General features: G+C 72.4%; 15 protein-coding genes and 1 pseudogene. 11 read left to right on the top strand and 5 right to left on the bottom strand.

All coding sequences use genetic code 11. The annotated features are described in order from the left end of the window. Positions 1 to 7: 7 nt before the first annotated feature. From FKD65_RS23535 to FKD65_RS23530, 3 genes are all read right to left on the bottom strand, one after another. The gene (locus tag FKD65_RS23535) at positions 8 to 1564 is read right to left on the bottom strand and encodes a long-chain-fatty-acid--CoA ligase (protein WP_141579538.1); all 1557 of its coding nucleotides are present in this window, start codon (positions 1562 to 1564) and stop codon (positions 8 to 10) included. A gap of 87 nt (positions 1565 to 1651) precedes the next feature. After that, positions 1652 to 1822, bottom strand: coding sequence for a hypothetical protein (locus FKD65_RS44360; protein WP_168221157.1), 171 nt, complete (start codon positions 1820 to 1822; stop codon positions 1652 to 1654). A 51-nt stretch (positions 1823 to 1873) separates the two neighbouring features. Beyond that, entirely contained in the window at positions 1874 to 2563 is a 690-nt protein-coding gene (locus FKD65_RS23530) for a hypothetical protein (protein ID WP_141579537.1), read from the bottom strand. Positions 2564 to 2682: 119 nt separating this feature from the next. Between FKD65_RS23530 and FKD65_RS23525 the strand changes: the two genes are divergently transcribed. Continuing rightward, entirely contained in the window at positions 2683 to 3399 is a 717-nt protein-coding gene (locus FKD65_RS23525) for a response regulator transcription factor (RefSeq protein ID WP_141579536.1), read from the top strand. After that, positions 3396 to 4505: a sensor histidine kinase KdpD gene (locus tag FKD65_RS23520; RefSeq protein ID WP_141579535.1), complete on the top strand. Its 1110-nt coding sequence runs from the start codon at positions 3396 to 3398 to the stop codon at positions 4503 to 4505. Before FKD65_RS23525 ends, FKD65_RS23520 begins: the two co-directional genes overlap by 4 nt. 265 nt (positions 4506 to 4770) lie before the next feature. Here FKD65_RS23520 and FKD65_RS23515 read toward each other — a convergent pair whose 3' ends face one another. Continuing rightward, positions 4771 to 5103: a hypothetical protein gene (locus FKD65_RS23515; protein ID WP_240809565.1), complete on the bottom strand. Its 333-nt coding sequence runs from the start codon at positions 5101 to 5103 to the stop codon at positions 4771 to 4773. Positions 5104 to 5344: 241 nt separating this feature from the next. Here FKD65_RS23515 and FKD65_RS23510 point away from each other — a divergent pair, with 241 nt between their 5' ends. From FKD65_RS23510 to mptB, 3 genes and pseudogenes are all read left to right on the top strand, one after another. Next, on the top strand, positions 5345 to 5680 hold the full coding sequence (locus FKD65_RS23510; RefSeq protein WP_240809564.1) for an STAS domain-containing protein: 336 nt from the start codon (positions 5345 to 5347) through the stop codon (positions 5678 to 5680). Between the two features lie 130 nt (positions 5681 to 5810). Next, the gene (locus FKD65_RS23505; protein WP_141579532.1) at positions 5811 to 6542 is read left to right on the top strand and encodes a glycosyltransferase family 2 protein; all 732 of its coding nucleotides are present in this window, start codon (positions 5811 to 5813) and stop codon (positions 6540 to 6542) included. Beyond that, positions 6539 to 7246: pseudogene (gene mptB, locus FKD65_RS46660) on the top strand (polyprenol phosphomannose-dependent alpha 1,6 mannosyltransferase MptB); the annotation flags it as partial. The gene FKD65_RS23505 and the pseudogene mptB, both read left to right, overlap by 4 nt. 658 nt (positions 7247 to 7904) lie before the next feature. Here the strand turns inward: mptB and FKD65_RS45665 are convergent. Beyond that, positions 7905 to 10148, bottom strand: coding sequence for a hypothetical protein (locus FKD65_RS45665; protein ID WP_240809563.1), 2244 nt, complete (start codon positions 10146 to 10148; stop codon positions 7905 to 7907). A 54-nt stretch (positions 10149 to 10202) separates the two neighbouring features. Here FKD65_RS45665 and FKD65_RS23490 point away from each other — a divergent pair, with 54 nt between their 5' ends. The 6 genes from FKD65_RS23490 (at position 10203) to FKD65_RS23465 (ending at position 16156) form a co-directional block, all read left to right on the top strand. Then, on the top strand, positions 10203 to 11534 hold the full coding sequence (locus FKD65_RS23490) for a glycosyltransferase 87 family protein (protein WP_240809562.1): 1332 nt from the start codon (positions 10203 to 10205) through the stop codon (positions 11532 to 11534). After that, positions 11534 to 11992 (top strand): DUF4446 family protein, encoded by a 459-nt coding sequence (locus FKD65_RS23485; RefSeq protein ID WP_141587031.1) that lies wholly within the window; start codon positions 11534 to 11536, stop codon positions 11990 to 11992. The genes FKD65_RS23490 and FKD65_RS23485 overlap by 1 nt, the downstream gene beginning before the upstream one ends. A gap of 135 nt (positions 11993 to 12127) precedes the next feature. After that, entirely contained in the window at positions 12128 to 13066 is a 939-nt protein-coding gene (pheA, locus tag FKD65_RS23480) for a prephenate dehydratase (protein ID WP_141579530.1), read from the top strand. Between the two features lie 70 nt (positions 13067 to 13136). Continuing rightward, positions 13137 to 13778, top strand: coding sequence for a DsbA family oxidoreductase (locus tag FKD65_RS23475; protein WP_141579529.1), 642 nt, complete (start codon positions 13137 to 13139; stop codon positions 13776 to 13778). Between the two features lie 150 nt (positions 13779 to 13928). After that, a complete protein-coding gene (locus FKD65_RS23470; RefSeq protein WP_141579528.1) occupies positions 13929 to 15026 on the top strand; it encodes a hypothetical protein in 1098 nt (365 codons plus the stop codon). A 71-nt stretch (positions 15027 to 15097) separates the two neighbouring features. Further along, positions 15098 to 16156 (top strand): hypothetical protein, encoded by a 1059-nt coding sequence (locus FKD65_RS23465; protein ID WP_141579527.1) that lies wholly within the window; start codon positions 15098 to 15100, stop codon positions 16154 to 16156. The last annotated feature ends 1 nt before the right edge of the window (position 16157 follow it).

Below are 16157 nucleotides of genomic sequence, written 5' to 3'. Positions count from 1 at the left end.
TGAAGGATCAATTGACTCCTCGGTCTGTGCCCTGCCAGTAGGGGGCGCGGAGGTCGCGCTTGAGGATCTTGCCGGTGGGGTTGCGCGGGATGGCGTCGCGGCGCTCGACCGAGGTGGGGCACTTGAAGTGGGCCAGGTGCTCGCGGCAGTAGTCGATGATCTCCTGGTCGGGGACGTCCTCGGTCAGCACGACGATCGCCTTGGGCGTCTCGCCCCAGCGCTCGTCGGGGACGCCGATGACCGCGCAGTCGCTCACGGCGGGGTGGCCCATCAGGACGTTCTCCACCTCGGCCGGGTAGATGTTCTCCCCGCCCGAGATGATCATGTCCTTGACGCGGTCGTGGATGTAGAGGTAGCCGTCCTCGTCGAGGTAGCCGGCGTCGCCCGTCCGGAACCAGTTGTCCTCCGAGAGGGCGCCGGCGGTCGCCTCCGGCATGCCCCAGTAGCCCTTCATGTTCTGCGGCGTCCGGCAGAGGATCTCGCCGACCTGGCCGGTGGGCTGCTCCTCCCCGGTCGCCGGGTCCACGATCTTGAGCTCGGTGTTGTCGTTGGGCAGGCCGGCGCTGCGCAGCCGGTGCGCGTTCGGGCCGTCCGGGTCGTGGTCCTCGGGGGGCAGCGAGGTGATCGCGCCGGTCACCTCCGTCAGCCCGTACACCTGCCGGAAGTCGGTCGTCGGCAGCATCTGCATGGCGGTGCGCAGGACGTCCTCGCTGATCGGGGAGGCCCCGTACAGCATGAGCCGCAGGCTGGACATGTCGGCGGCGGTGACCTCGGGGATCAGCGGCATGAACTGCAGCAGCACCGGGACGAGGAAGATGTGCGTGACGCGGTGCCTCTCGATGCCCTGCGCGATCGCGGTCGGGTCGGGCTCGCGCGTGATGACGCCGGTCAGGCCGTTGTAGACGGCGGAGACGGTGAGCACGTTGCCGGCCACGTGGTACATCGGCATCGCGATCATCAGCACGGACGAGGCGTCGATGTTCCAGACGTCGTTGGTCACCGCGAGCGCCGAGAGGAAGTTGTCGTGCGTCAGCATGACGCCCTTCGGCAGGCCCGTCGTGCCGGAGGAGTACAGCTGGACGAACACGTCCCCGGAGTCGGGCTCGTGCGCCGGGGGCTCGGCGGGGGCCGAGTCGATCCAGGCCGCGTAGTCCTGGTGGGCGTGGCCGGAGCCGCCGGCGACGACCATGAGGGTCGTGTGCTCGAGCTTGTCGGCGATCGCGTCCAGCACCGGGACGAACTCGGGGCCGACGACGAAGACCTTCGCCTGCGCGTTGTTGACGATGTAGGCGACCTCGTCGGGCGCGAGCCGGTAGTTCACCGGCACCTGCGCCGCGCCGATCCTGGTCGCGCCGAAGAGCAGTTCGGCGTATTCGAGGGAGTTCTTGTCGAGGACCGCGACCCGGTCGCCGGGCCCGAGCCCCGCGGCGGCGAGCGCCGCGGCGACCCGGTCGACGCGCCGGTCGAAGTCGCGGTAGGAGACCTCGGTGTCGCCCGCGATGTACGCGATGCGATCGGGGTAGGCGAGCGCCCGCTCGCGCAGCACTCCGTCAAGACCTGGCACGATGAACCCCTTCGACGATGACCGCCCGGTTATTCCGGCATCATGCGGTCACCGGCGACATCGCGGCAAGGGGAACGGACCGCTCGACTAGCGGCTTTTCGACATCTTTGACACCGCGGTCACCGCGAGTACCACCGCGACGGCGACGAGTCCGATGAAGAAGAACATCTTCAGCATCGAGAAGATCGCGCCGATGACGGTGACCACGAGCCACACCGCGAGGATCACACCGAGAATGGTCAGGATCGTCTTACCCATGGCTCCACCGTATGCGCTGGTGCCGCACGGGTCATCAGCCTGGCGGACGACCTAGGCACCGCCGTGCGGCGGAGGCGGACCCTGAGGACCCCTGGGGGCCGGACCCTGACCCGGGCCGGGGACGGGCGGCGGCTGGTGGACCGGCGCCGGCGGCCGCACCGGCTGCCCGGCCGGGGGCTGCCCGGGGAACGGGCCCTGGCCCGGCCTCGGCGCGTAGCCCGGATGGGGCGGCCCGCCGGGAGTGAACGGGCCGCCGGGAGAGCCGAAGGGCCCACCAGGGCCGCCCGCGTTCCACGGCTGGGACGTGCCGCCCTTCGAGGCCGTCACGACCCGCAGCCCCGCGAGCCCGGCCGCCGCCACCACCGCGAGCAGCTCGTACGCCTGGTAGATCGAGAACTGGGGCTCCCAGACCCGGAGCATGAAGCCGCCGGTCGGGATCTCGCCGTGCAGGACCTGGCCGAGGATGAGGCCGATCCGCGCGCCGACCTCCACCGCGACGTACGCCGCCGGTCCCGCCGCGATCGGGGCGAGCGGCCCGCGAGGCCGCGCGAGCATCATGGGCGCGCCCGTGACGACTCCCGTGACCAGGCAGGTGAACAGGAAGTAGGGAACGGACGGGAGGACGCCCAGCAGTATGTGCAGGGCCCACAGCAGGGCGGCGGCACCGGTGGCGACCGCGCCCCCGACGAGGACCAGCGCGAGGACCCCGCCGTTGGAGGTCGCGGACCGTGGGTGCGACATCGGGCCATTAAAGCGGTGCTCGTCCGGTTACGCAGGTCGCCCAGGTCGAACCATGATCGAATCCTTACAGGGTGGTGACGTGCCGGATGGGACCGGCGGCGGGGGCCTAGCGTTGAGGGGTGAACACCGTCTCCCACGCCGGGCGCGTCCTGGTGGTCGACGACGACCCGACGGTCGCCGAGGTCGTCGCCCGCTACCTGGCCCGTGACGGGCACGAGGTCGTGTGCGTCGCCGACGGCCGGACCGCCCTGCGCAAGGCGCTCGACGAGCCGCCGGACCTCGTCGTCCTCGACCTGATGCTGCCCGGGATGGACGGCCTCGAGGTGTGCCGGCGCCTTCGCGAGACCTCGACCGTCCCGATCGTGATGCTGACGGCGCTCGGCGCGGAGACCGACCGCCTCGTCGGCCTGGAGACCGGCGCAGACGACTACGTGACCAAGCCGTTCAGCCCGCGCGAGCTGGCGCTGCGCGTCCGGTCGGTGCTGCGCCGGGCGCGGGGGGCGCTCGCCCCGACCGGCCCGTCCGGACCGCTGCGCGACGGGGGCCTCGTCGTGGACGTCAGCGCCCACGAGGCGGAGCTGGAAGGCGAGCACCTCGCGCTCACCTCCCGCGAGTTCGACCTGCTGGCGTTCCTGCTGCGCCACCCGAGGCAGGCGTTCACCCGCGACGAGCTGCTCGAACGCGTCTGGGACTGGACGTTCGGCGACTCCTCCACGGTGACCGTCCACGTCCGGCGGCTGCGCGAGAAGATCGAGGACGATCCGACCACGCCGCGCCGCATCGTCACCGTCTGGGGCGTCGGCTACCGCTACGAGCCCGCGGAGAACGGCCGATGATCCCGTTCGAGGACCTCCTCTGGGTGGTGTACTACGCGGCGCTGGCCGCGTTCGCCGTCGCGGTCGTCGCCCTCGGCCTCCTCCACGCGCTGCGCGCGCGCTCGGTGGCCACCCAGCTGGTCGTCGTCGGCGCCGCCACGGTGCTGGCGACCATCTCCGGCATCCTCGTGATCTCGTTCATGATGCTGCTGAACGACCACGACCGCTCCGTGGTGCTCGCCGTCGTGACCTCCGCGGGGCTGGTCGCGATGGCCGTGTCGGTCCTGCTCGGCCGCCGCCTGGTCGCCGCCAACCGGACCCTGGTCGAGGCCGTCCGCGCCGACCGGTTCCGCCCGCCCGCGGCGCGGCTCCCCGCCGAGCTGGCGGAGCTGTCCCGCGAGTTGGAGGCCGCCTACGACCGGCTCGCCGCGGCGCACGAGCGCGAGCAGGCGCTGGAGGCCAGCCGCCGAGAGCTGGTCGCCTGGGTGAGCCACGATCTGCGCACCCCCCTGGCCGGGCTCCGCGCGATGGCCGAGGCCCTGGAGGACGAGGTCGTCGCCGACGAGGAGACGACCCACCGCTACCACGGCCGCATCCGCGTCGAGGTGGAGCGGCTGACCGAGATGGTGGACGACCTGTTCGAGCTGTCGCGCATCCACGCCGGCGCCCTGCGGCTGTCCCGCGAGCGCGTAGGCCTGGCGGACCTGGTCGCCGAGGCCGTCGCCGGCGCCGAGGCCCTGGCCCGCGCCAAGGGCGTCCGGCTGCGCGGGGAAGTCCGCGAGGGCCTGCCCGTCCGGGTGGACGCCGGCGAGCTGGGCCGTGCCCTGCGCAACCTCGTGGTGAACGCGATCCGGCACACGCCGAGCGACGGCGCGGTCGAGATCATCGGCGAGATCCGCGGGGACGAGGCCCGGGTGACGGTGGCCGACGCGTGCGGCGGCATCCCGGAGGACGACCTGCCGCGCGTGTTCGACGTCGCCTTCCGCGGCGAGGCGGCCCGCACCCCGGGCGGCGGCGCCGGCCTCGGCCTCGCCATCGCCCGCGGCATCGTCGAGGCCCACGCGGGCGAGATCGGCGTCGCCAACACCGGCCCCGGCTGCCGCTTCGAAGTCAGGTTGCCGTGTTAGCTTGCGTTTTTCTCCTCCTTCGGGCCTGGCGGCCCTCCATCGTCGAAAAACGCGGGCGATCGCTGGCATCGCTTCGGCTCGCCTTGGCGGCTCGCTGCGCGATCAGATTCTTGCTTCGCTCGAATCTGCCTTTGGACGCGATCGCAACCCATTGAGGTCGTTGCGTGGTTGCTGTGGTGGTTGGGGTCTGCGCGTCTGGGGGGCGCCGGTCGGGGCGAGCGGTGCTGGTGTGGCGCTGGGGGCTGCGCGTCCTGGTGGGGGCGGGTCAGGGGTCCAGGGCCTCGGCGATGGTGCGGTAGGTGGGGCAGGGCCAGCGGGACATGCAGGCTCGGCAGCGGCGGATGGGGCGGTCGGGGTCGCTGGTGATGCCGCCGGACTCCTGCGGGCGGTGCAGGTCGACCAGGCGCAGGGAGAGGTCGGCGAAGACGAGGACCTCTTCCCTGGCGCCGGCCAGGAAGGCGAGGTCTTCGCGGGACAACCGCGTCCTGATGGGGACGAAACCGTTCTTGTTGACCAGGCGGGCCAGTACCTGGGTGGACGTCCGCCACGTGCTGGACTTCGCCGCCCGCGTCCGGATCGTCTCCAGGCGCTCGCGCACTCGACCATGCCGCTGTTGCACCCGTTCAGGTTCCCCTACTCAGGGCGTTCGTGCGGTGCGAATCCGCGATATCGGCGGGCCGGATCGGCGTCCGGCGCTACTGAAATCACCACATTACGGTTTGTAGTACTCAAAGCGTATGGGGCTGGCAAGGCGGCGGCGCGCCCCGGAAACGCCCACCGGGCAGGGGACTTGGCGAACCGTCTGGCTCCCGGGCCGTTCGCGAGATAGTGTGCCGGACGTGGAGCTAAATGTCTCGACCGCGTCTCGGGGAGGTCACGCCGTCGTCACGGCGACCGGTGAGCTCGACCTGTACACCGCGCCCAGGCTGCAGGCGGCCCTCGCGGGGCTGCTGCGCGACCAGGCCGACCGCATCGTGGTCGACATGAGCGGCGTCGAGTTCTGCGACTCGACGGGCATGAACGTGCTGCTCTCGGCCATGAAGCGGCTGAAGGAGCAGGGCGGCTCGCTGGAGCTGGCCGCCCCGCGCCCCGCCGTGAAGCGGATCCTTCAGGTGACCGGGCTCGACACCGTCTTCACCGTGACGGACGCCCCGCCCGTCCTGGACGCCGGCTGACCGCACGCCCCGAGCACCTGTGCGGCAGGTGGAGCCCAGGAGGCGCCGACCTGTCGCGCGGGTGATGACTTGGGTCCGTTCCCCCGTGCCCTGAGGCATCGCGGTCCCGTCCCCGACTACGATCGCCGATATGCAGGACGTAGCGGTATGCATCCCGGCCAAGGACGAAGCCGACCGCATCGCGGCGACGGTCAAGGCGGCGCAGGAGCTTCCCGGCGCCGACCTCGTCGTGGTGATCGACGACGGATCGTCCGACGGCACCGGCCGGGTGGCCCGCGAGGCCGGGGCCCGGGTCGTGCGGCACAGCCGGAACCGGGGCAAGGGCGCCGCGATGGAGAGCGGGGCCGAGGCCGTCCGGCTGCTGGACGAGGGCCGCGAGCAGCCGCGCCACCTGCTGTTCCTGGACGCCGACCTCGCTGACACCGCGCGCGACGCCGCGCCGCTGGTGGAGCCGGTCAGGGCCGGTGAGGCCGACATGACGATCGCCGTGTTCACCACGACCGTGAAGCTCGGCGGGCACGGGTTCGTCGTCCGGCTGTCGCGCGACGGGATCCGCCGCGCCACCGGCTGGGAGGCCACCGCGCCGCTGAACGGGCAGCGCTGCCTGACCCGGGCCGCGTTCGACGCCGCGCTCCCGCTCGCCGCCGGGTTCGGGGTGGAGACCGCGCTCACCATCGACCTGCTGCGCAAGGGGTTCCGGGTGAGCGAGGTCGAGGTGCCGCTCGCGCACCGCGCCACCGGCACGGACTGGCGCTCCCAGCTGCACCGCGCCCGGCAGTTCCGGGACGTGGCGAGGGCGCTCGCCGCGCGCGAGCCGGCGGTGGCCGGAGGGCTCGACCGCCTGCGCGGCAGCCGCCCATGACCCGTCTCGGCACGGGCGGGCTGTGGGGGATCGGGGCCGGCGTCGCCTGCTTCGTCACCACGGCGCTGCTCGGGCCGTCGGTGTTCCAACCCGAGCTGGAGGGACCGCGCGCCGAGCCGCCGTACGCGCTGGACGTCCACCCGTCGCCGTACCTGGTGATCGGCCTCGTCGTCGCGGGGATCGCCGCGAGCGCGCTGGGGCTCGGCCTGTGCCTGGCAGCCGTCCGCAAGGGGTGGCGCGTGCGGGCCCTGCCGCTGGTGGCGGCGGGCCTGCTGGCGGCGGCCGCGTTCATGTTCATGCCGCCGGTCGGGTCCACCGACCACCTGAACTACGCCTCGTACGGGCGGATGGCGGCGACCGGCCACGACCCGTACCGGACGAGCGCCGTCGACCTGCCGAAGGACCCGGTCGCCGGGGCCCCCGAGGAGTGGCGGACGACGCCGTCGGTGTACGGGCCGGTCGCCACGGGCGGGCAGGCGTTCGCCGCCTGGGTCGGCAGCGGTTCGGTGCGGCTCACCGTGTTCGTCCTGTCGGTGCTGAACGTCCTCGCGTTCGCGGCGACGGCGCTGATCCTCTACCGGATGTCCAGGACCGAGGAGCGGCGGCTCCGTACGGCCCTGCTGTGGACGTGCAACCCGCTCGTGCTGTTCCACCTCGTGGCGGGGGCGCACAACGACGTCCTCGCGATCGCGCCGATGGTGGCCGCTCTCGCGGTCCTCGGCGGCGCGGCCGCGGGCCGGGCGGGCCTGCTGCGCGCCCTCGCGGCCGGGGCGCTGGCCGGGCTCGGCACGGCGATCAAGCTGCCCGCCGCGCTCGTCGCCGGAGGCCCCGCCTGGGTGATGCTGCGCCGGACCTGGACCCAGCGCCGGAAGTGGCCGGTCGGTCACCTGGTCGCGCTGCTCGCCGGGGGCGCGGCCGTCACCGCGCTGTCCTACGCGCTGGCCGGGCCGCACGCGCTCGACCAGGTCCGCGAGGCCAGCAACATGGTCTCCTTCGCGACCCCCTGGCACCTGCTGGACGAGTCGCTCGGCCGCGGCTCGCAGCGCGACGTCATCAAGCTGGGCGCGACGCTGCTCGGCCTGGTGCTGCTCCTGCTGCTCGTGCGGGCCCTGCCGAGGGACGACGATCTCGTCCCCGGCGGGGAGGAGCGCCGCGTCGCGGCCGCGATCGTCCTCGCCTGGATCCTCGCCGCGCCCTACGCGCTGCCCTGGTACGACGGGTTCGGCTGGGCGCTGCTGGCGCTGCTGCCCTGGACGCGGATCGACTGGATCCTGCTCGCCCACACCGCCGCGCTCAGCCTCGCCTACCTGCCGGCCCGCGCGCCCGCCCGCATCCGGCTGCCGGACGACCTGGAGTGGCTGTTCACCGTCGTTCGGCCGACCGTGGTCCCGTGGACGCTTCTGGTGATCCTGACGGCGCTGGTGGCGGCGTGTCTGCGTTCCTCAGATCGATCTCCAGCGACCGGAGCCCCGCGGCGAGCATCAGCGGGGTCGCCAGGCTGAACGCCACCGACAGGATCACCACGCCCGAGTCGTTCACCAGCGTGCCGATGACGCCGACGGCCAGCGCGCAGATCACCGCCGGGCGCATCGTCAGGCTCTTCTCGTAGGCGCCCTGGAGCAGCGACACCCGCCACCGCGTGGGCCGAGCCAGCACGAAGAACAGGAACACGACGGCGGCGGCGAGCGCGAGCGTGTACGGCCAGTACCCGAGGCTGTTCAGCATCGCGTTGAACTTGCGGGTGACGACGTCCCACGCGTCCCCGGCCATGAGGTCCTGCCAGAACCGGCCGAGGTGCGTGGGGTTGGCCGACCGGGCGTTCAGGTACGAGATGAACAGCACGAGCACCACGCCGGCCAGGAAGAACAGGCCGAGCTTGAGCGGCGAGACGCGCTTGCCCGCGACCATCAGGCCGAGCATCGCGAACGCCGGGACGATCGCCAGCACGCCGCCGAAGTCGCTGCCGAAGGCGGGCAGGCCGTCCACCGCGACCGTGAACGCGCCGATCACCGCCACGATCGCGACGGCGGCGACCTTGTTGCCGCGGCGCAGCGGGTACTCCGTCAGCCACGCCGCCGTCAGGATCGCGGCCACGGCGAACAGCGAGAACGCCTGGTTGCCGAAGCCGTAGAACCGTCCGGCGACGAGGGGGGTGTAGCCCATCAGGGTGTTGAGCTGGAGGGACGAGCCCGTCATCACGTCGACCGCGAGGACGAGCGCCGTCACCCCGGTGATCACGAGCCCGGGGACGACGGTGGAGCGGCGCCACGGCCCGGCGAGCGCCACGCCCGTCAGCAGCCCGGCGAAGCCCAGCACGGTGCAGATCAGGACGGCCGTCGGGTGCTCGGCCCGCCACCACGGCAGCAGGCCGGCGAGGAAGGACGCGCCGGGAGCGGCGCCGCCGAGCAGCGCTATCACCCGGGTGCCGCCGAGGATCCGGGCCCGCGAGCTGCGGTCGCCTCCGAGCCGCCGCAGCGCGAGCACAGCGATCCCGTACAGGACGAGCTGCACCGCGAACAGCACCCAGTAGAACGAGGTCTGGACGGCCCGGATCGCCTGCGCGGCGACGTCCTCGTCCATGAGCGCGTCGACCCGGTCGTGCGTGGACGACGTGGACGGTTGCGACCGCCACGCCGAACCGACGGCCTGCTTGGGCTGCTTCACGCCGAGCGCCTTCAGCGTGGTGGCCGTGAGGTCGGTCAGCGTGACCAGGCCGTCCTGGCGGGTGGCGCTGGAGGTCATGAAGCCGGGCCCGTAGGCGGGGCCCTTCGCGGCGGCGACCCGCAGATGCGGGTTGACGCCGGTGTCCGACAGCCCTGCGAGCAGGACGGTCGTCCCTTCGGGGAGCCCGGTGACGACCTGCGAGACCCGGCGGTCGGCGGCCTTCACCGCGGCGGCGCGCCCCTCGTCCGACAGCGGGACCTGGTCGCCGTGCGGGTCGACGCCCGCGTTGATGTAGGCGCGGAACAGGTCGTCGACGTCGACCGCCGCGAGCGGGCAGCTCGCCCAGTCGGCGGCGGTGGCCTTGTCGGGGGAGGGGACGTAGCGGTCGACCCGGCCGGCGCCGTCGGCCGCGCCGAAGACCGCGCCGGGCCCGACCGCCATGGTGCAGCCGCCCGCCCGGTGGACCTCGTCGCCGAGCAGGCCGATCCGCGCGTGGTAGTTGGTGCCCGCGTTGTCCTTCTTGATCGCCGGCCAGCCGGCGGCGACGGCGCCGCCCGCGGGCGCCTGGCCCGCGGGTGAGGCCTGGCCGGGCAGGACCGGCGCTGAGGGCAGCGCGCAGTCGCCGTGCGGCAGCCGCGACCGCTGCCCCGCCGACAGCGTGAGCCAGCCGTCCGTCGGGCAGGTGATGACGCGGGTGGTGCGGACGCTGAGGCCGGCGGCGGAGCCCTGGGACGTCAGCCCCCACAGCGCCGGCGTGTTCTCGCGGGTGATGTCGCTCCACATCAGCCCCGGGACGCCGATGACCACGACCCGGCCCGTGACGGCCCGCTCGGCGGGGGCGGCGGGGGGCGAGGCGTGCGCCGACGCCGGCCCGAGCAGGGCCGCGAGCGCCCCCACGAGGGTCGCGAGGAACAACGCGATCTTCGTTCCCCGGGACGTCATGGCGTTCAGGTTACAAGAGCCCTACCACTGGGCACGGGCCATATCCTGCGGGCTGTGGACGGTCTGATGGCGCGGGATGCCCGCGACTCCCCCGGCGAGGCGGCCGGTGCCCCCGCCGTGCGGGGCACCCGCGACCTGCTGGTCCTGCTCGCCGGGATCGCCGTCGCCGTCGCCGCCGCGGCGCCGATCGTCCACCGGTGGCTCGGCAACCAGCCCGACCAGCGCCTCGTCGACCTGGAGGTCTACCGGGAGGGCGGGCTGGCCGTCCTGCGCGGCGCGCCGCTCTACGACTTCCTCACCCAGCCGCCGCAGCTGCTCCCGTTCACCTACCCGCCGATCGCCGCCGTCCTGGCCGTCCCGTTCACCCTGCTGCCCTGGCGCGCCGCGCAGTGGGCGTGGACGGTCCTGATCTACCTCTCGCTGGCGATCGTCGTCTGCTACGCCTTCCGCGACCTCATCCGCCGGACGGGACGCTGGGCGCCGCTCACCGCGGGCGTCCTGGTCGCGGCGACGGCCTGGCTCGACCCCGTCCGCGACCAGGTCCGGTTCGGGCAGGTCGGGCTGTTCCTGCTGGCGATGTGCCTGGCCGACTGCTGCGCCCGCACGGCCCGCTGGCCGCGCGGCATGCTCGTCGGCCTCGCCCTGGCGATCAAGCTGGTGCCGGGCGTCTTCCTGGTCTACTTCCTGATCACCGGGCGGCGGGACGCGCTGGGCAACGCCGTGCTGACCGCCGTCGTCGCCACCCTCGGCGGGTTCGTGCTGCTGCCGTCCGACTCGTCCGCCTACTGGTTCGGCGCGCTGCTGGAGGGCGGCGACCGGACGGGCGCGGTCGACGGCACCACCAACCAGGCGATCCACGGGATCGTGGCCCGCGTCCTGGACGAGGGGCCCGCCCGGACGCTGGTGTGGCTGGCGCTGGCGCTGGTCGTCGCCTGGTTCGGCTTCTCCTGGGCGCGCCGGGCCACGCTCGCGTCCGGCGCCGCGTCCGGCGCCGACGCCTACAGCCTGCTGCTCGCCGGGGTCGCGATCGTGGGGCTGCTGTCCGTCGTCCTGTCCCCCGTGGGATGGATCCACCACCTCGTGTGGATGATCGCGGTAATCGGGGCTCTGGTGGGGGATGGGCGTGACACGCGAAGATGTCTCGTCGCCTTCGGGCTCTGGCTGCTGTTCCTGTTCCCGGTCCCGTGGTGGGCGCGCGGGCTGATCGGTCCGGATCATTCCGCCGCAACGGTTTTCGCGGGGCAGGTCCTGCGCGACTCCTTCGGCATCGCCGCGCTCGTGTCGATCATGGTTCTGGGAACGTGGCTGGTCAAAAGACTCGATCCGGACAAGCACCCCCGAGATGCTTCGCAACCGCAGGTCGGGCTGGGTACGCTCACTCCGTGATGCTCGTCGCGGTGGCCGTCGCCGGCCTGGTCGCCGGGGTTGCGGGGCTCTCCATCGCGGTGGTCGCGCACAACCGGGTCAACCAGGTCGTCGACGAGTGCGGGGAAATGCTGAGGCGCCAGCTCAGGGTCGCGAGCGGCGAGGTCGACGAGCGCGCCCTGCGCGACCTCGCCATCGTCCACTACGACGCCCTCAAGGAGATGTCCGGGCACCGGTCCTTCTCCCTCGCGCTGATCAACGCGGTCGGCGACGGCGTGGTGGTCAGCTCCATCAACGGGCGGACCGAGACGCGGACCTACGCCAAGGCCGTCCAGGGCGGGCACGCCGTCGAGACGCTCTCCCCGGAGGAGAACCAGGCCCTGCGGGCCGCGCGGCTCGGCAAGGGCCCGGTCGTCTCGATGGACGACCCGCTGCCCGACTTCGGCAACGGCGCCCGCACCCCCACGGCCCGCGCCTGAGCCCGCGCACCGGCCGGCGCCCGAACCGGCGCCCGGAAGGCGCCTGAGGCGGGGGCCCGCCGAACGGTAGACTCGGCATTCTCGCCTTGCCTCAAGGCGGCTTCCGAACAGCCGAAACTCGCACCGGGGGACTCCGTGACCGCAGACGACAGGCCAGCGCGCTACGCCTACCTGGGTCCGCGGGGCACCTTCACCGAGGCGGCGCTGCTCACCCTCCCCGGCGCGGCCGAGGGCGAGCACATCCCGTACGCGACGGTCCCGGCCGCCCTCGAGGCCCTCCGCGGCGGGGAGGTCGACACCGCCGTCGTCGCCCTGGAGAACTCCGTCGAGGGCTCGGTCCCGACCACGCTGGACGAGCTCGCGACCGGCGAGCCCCTCCAGATCGTCGGCGAGATCCACCTTCCGGTCTCGTTCGCCCTCCTCGTCCGCCCCGGCACCGCGCTGGACGACATCAAGACCGTCGCGTCCCACCCGATCGCGCAGCCGCAGTGCCGCCGCTGGCTCCTGGAGAACGTCCCGGACGCCGAATGGCGCGCGGCCACCTCCAACGCGGAGGCGGCCCAGCACGTCGCCGACGGCCACTACGACGCGGCCCTCGCCGGCTCGTTCGCGGCCGCCCGCTTCGGCCTGTCCGTCCTCGCCGAGGACATCCACGACGTCGCCGACGCGGTCACCCGCTTCGTCGTCCTGCACCGCCCGTGCCCCCCGCCGGCGCCCACCGGCATGGACAAGACGACCGTCGTCGCTTTCATCGCCGAAGACCACCCGGGCGCCCTGCTGGAGATCCTCAACGAGTTCTCCATCCGCGGCATCAACCTCACGCTGATCCAGTCCAGGCCCACCGGCGCCGGCCTCGGCTCCTACCTGTTCTGGATGGACTTCGAGGGCCACGTGGCCGACGCCCGCGTCGGCGAGGCGATGATGGGGCTGCGCCGCGTCTGCGCCGACATCCGCTTCGTCGGCTCCTACGCCCGCGCCGACGAGGTCCGCCCCGAGCTCCGGCGCGGCACCCACGACGCCGACTTCTCCGAGGCGGCCGCCTGGCTCACCGGCATCCGCACCGGCCGCGCCTGAGCCCGCGCGGGAAATCAAACGCGCCGGGGACGTGTTGGCACGGTTGAGCGTCCCCAAGAGAGGTGTCCCTGTGCGTGTTGAGATCTGGGCCGACGTCGTGTGCCCTTGGTGCTACCTCGGCAAGCGGCATTTCGAGCGTGCTCTCGAAGGGTTCGCGCACCGGGACGAGGTCGAGGTCGTCTACCGCGCCTTCCAGCTCGACCCCTCCTTCCCCCAGGGCGAGACGGTCGACGTGGCCGACATGCTGGCCGGCAAGTACGGCATGACGCGCGCCGAGGCCGTCGAGAAGAACCGGGAGATGGAGGAGCGCGCCGCCGCGGCCGGCCTGGAGTACCACCTCGAAGGCCGCCAGGCGGGCAACACCGCCGACGCGCACCGGCTCGTCTACCTCGCGGGACAGCGCGGCGTGCAGGGCCCGGTCGTGGAGGCCCTGTTCAAGGCCTACTTCACCGACGAGCGCCCGGTGTTCGACCGGGCCACGCTCGTGGACGTCGTGGCCGAGGCGGGCCTGGACGCCGCTGAGGCGCGCGACGTGCTCGAGTCCGGGAAGTTCGCCCCGGAGGTGGACGCCGAGCAGCGCGCGGCGCGGGACATCGGCGCGAAGGGCGTGCCCTTCTTCGTCATCGACCGCCGCTACGGCGTCTCGGGCGCCCAGCCCACCGAGACCTTCGCCCAGGTCCTGGACCAGGCCTGGGCCGACGCGACCACCTGACCGCCGGGCCCGCCGGAACCCGCGCGAGCGGTCCCTCTCCGGGCGTGACGCAACCGAGATCATTTCGGCCCGGACGGCTGGCAACCAGTTTTCGATCTTGGACGTCCTTTTCACACCAGTGAAAAGTGGAGAGGTCGTCCCGTGCGCCGAATGCTCGCCATCGTCACGGTCCTGACCGTGACGTCCTCCCTCGCCGTGGTCCCCGCGGACGCGGCGACGCTCCTGCGGGCACCCGGTGCTCGCGGCCGGTCACCGGTCGGCTCGCGCCCGCTCGCGGCGGAGCGGATCAAGACCCGGCTGTCGATGAACGTCCCGGACCGCCTGGTCGTCGGCGACCGGGTCCCCGTCACCGGCCGGCTCGAGCAGCAGGACCGTGACGGGACCTGGGCGCCACTCGCCCGCAAGCAGCTCGATCTCCAGTTCAACAGGTCGACGAGCCCGGACTGGAACACGATCGCCGCTCCGGTCACCGACGCGGACGGCTACTACAGCGTCCAGGTGCCGATCGTCGAGAACGGCGCCTGGGCGATCGACTTCGCGGACGACCCGGTCAACCTGCCGGACGACTACTACGGCTACGAGATGTCCTACGCCGGCACCAACGTCCGGCAGGTCACGCACCGGACCTCGATCAGCGGCTTCAACGCGGCGCCGGAGCCGGCCGGCCTGGGCGGCACCATCCGGGCCTCCGGCACCGTGATGTTCACGATGGCCGACGGCACGAAGAAGCCCTCGGGCGGCGCCACCGTGCGCCTCCAGTTCTCGACCGACGGAAAGACCTGGAAGGACAGGGCCGCGCAGTCGCCGGGCGGTGACGGCCGGTTCGCCATCGATGTGAAGGCCGAGCGCGACGGTTACTGGCGGACGAGGGTCCCTGACGACGACGGCTACCTCGTGGTGCCCTCCGTCAGCGGAGCCGACTACGTCGACGTCCGGTACCGGACTCACATCCACCAGTTCAACGCCTCACCGGAGCCCGTGAAGAAGGGGGCGGCGATCACCGTCAAGGGCCTGCTGTACCGCTACATGCCCGCGGGGCGGCCGGGACCGGGTGCGCCGGTCTCCATCTACTTCAAGGCCAAGGGGTCCTCGAACTGGACCGGCGTCGCGGTGGTGAAGACGGCGAGCAACGGCTGGTTCGGCAAGAGGTTCAAGGCGTCCAAGGACGGTTACTGGACGGCGGTCTACAAGGGCAGCTCCGCGTACCTGCGCTCCAACCAGCCTGCCGACTACGTGGACGTCCGCTAACGGCCAGCGGCCGACCGGTCGTGGATCTTGGACGTAAGATCCACACCAGTGTTCAGTGGAGAGGTCTTCCTTTGCGTCGCTCATCCGCCTTACTCGCATCCGCCGCCCTCTCGGCCCCGCTCTTCGTCGTCCCTGGCACCGCCCACGCAGACGCGACCGATGTCGGTCCGGCCCTCGCCGTCGAGGTCGACAAGCAGGCCACGACCATCACAGCGCAGCTGGCGCCGGGGCTGGTCGTGCAGCCGTCACAGCTGATGACCGTCCGCGGCAGGGTCGTCTGGCGGAGCTCCGCCTTGCCAGTGGCCGGCGCCGAGGTCCAGGTCGACGTTCCGGACGAGATCAAGGCCCCCGGAGGCGACACGCGGGTCCAGACCTCCGACGACGGCACCTTTCGCGCCTCCTTCACCGCCGGGCAGGAGCTCGGCAAGTCGGGCACGGTGACGGCACGTGTCCTGGAGAACGACGTCCTCGCCGGCAGCCAGGTGAGCCTGGGGACGATGAACATCCGGAACGGTTCCCAGATCGCCGGGTTCGACGCCGCGCCGGAGCCGCTCGCCTACCGCGATCCGATCATCGTGCACGGGCGGTTGTACGTCCTGCCCGACTCCACCAAGGTCACCAACCTGCCCCTGTACCTGGAGTACTCCCTCGACGGCAGGACGTGGAAGGTCTGGGCGAGCCAGACCCTGGGACGGCCGAGCCACTTCTCCTTCGACGGAGGAAAGCCCGTGACGAAGGACGCGGACTGGCGCGTCCGCTACCCCGGCAGCGTGCTGACCCAGCCGGTCGTCAGCGAGGTCGACCACGTCGACGTGAAGTACCGGACGGACTGGTCCGACTTCAACGCCTCGCCCGAGCCCGTGAAGAAGGGCAAGGCCATCACGGTCAAGGGGCGGCTCTACCGGTTCCGCGACAAGCCGGGTCCGGGTCCGAACGCGCCCGTGTACGTGTACTTCAAGGCCGCCGGCACGACGACCTACAGGCAGGTGGCGGCCACGAAGACCGACTCCAAGGGCTGGTTCACGAAGACCTTCAAGGCGTCCGTGGACGGCACCTGGAAGGCGGTCTACAAGGAGACCTCCGGCTACATCGGCTCGTCCTCGGCGGGCGACGCCGTGGACGTCCGCTGAC

The sequence above is a fragment of the Actinomadura sp. WMMA1423 genome, assembly GCF_006547145.1.
Classification (GTDB): domain Bacteria; phylum Actinomycetota; class Actinomycetes; order Streptosporangiales; family Streptosporangiaceae; genus Spirillospora.
The sequence above is the reverse complement of the archived record's forward strand: the minus strand, read 5'-3'. Positions and strand labels throughout refer to the sequence as shown.

Excerpts from the sequence above, each read along its gene's own strand:
- FKD65_RS44360 (WP_168221157.1), bottom strand. The coding sequence starts at position 1,822 with ATGGGTAAGACGATCCTGACCATTCTCGGTGTGATCCTCGCGGTGTGG.
- FKD65_RS23530 (WP_141579537.1), bottom strand. The coding sequence starts at position 2,563 with ATGTCGCACCCACGGTCCGCGACCTCCAACGGCGGGGTCCTCGCGCTG.
- FKD65_RS23520 (WP_141579535.1), top strand. The coding sequence starts at position 3,396 with ATGATCCCGTTCGAGGACCTCCTCTGGGTGGTGTACTACGCGGCGCTG.
- FKD65_RS23505 (WP_141579532.1), top strand. The coding sequence starts at position 5,811 with ATGCAGGACGTAGCGGTATGCATCCCGGCCAAGGACGAAGCCGACCGC.
- FKD65_RS45665 (WP_240809563.1), bottom strand. The coding sequence starts at position 10,148 with ATGACGTCCCGGGGAACGAAGATCGCGTTGTTCCTCGCGACCCTCGTG.
- FKD65_RS23485 (WP_141587031.1), top strand. The coding sequence starts at position 11,534 with ATGCTCGTCGCGGTGGCCGTCGCCGGCCTGGTCGCCGGGGTTGCGGGG.
- FKD65_RS23470 (WP_141579528.1), top strand. The coding sequence starts at position 13,929 with ATGCTCGCCATCGTCACGGTCCTGACCGTGACGTCCTCCCTCGCCGTG.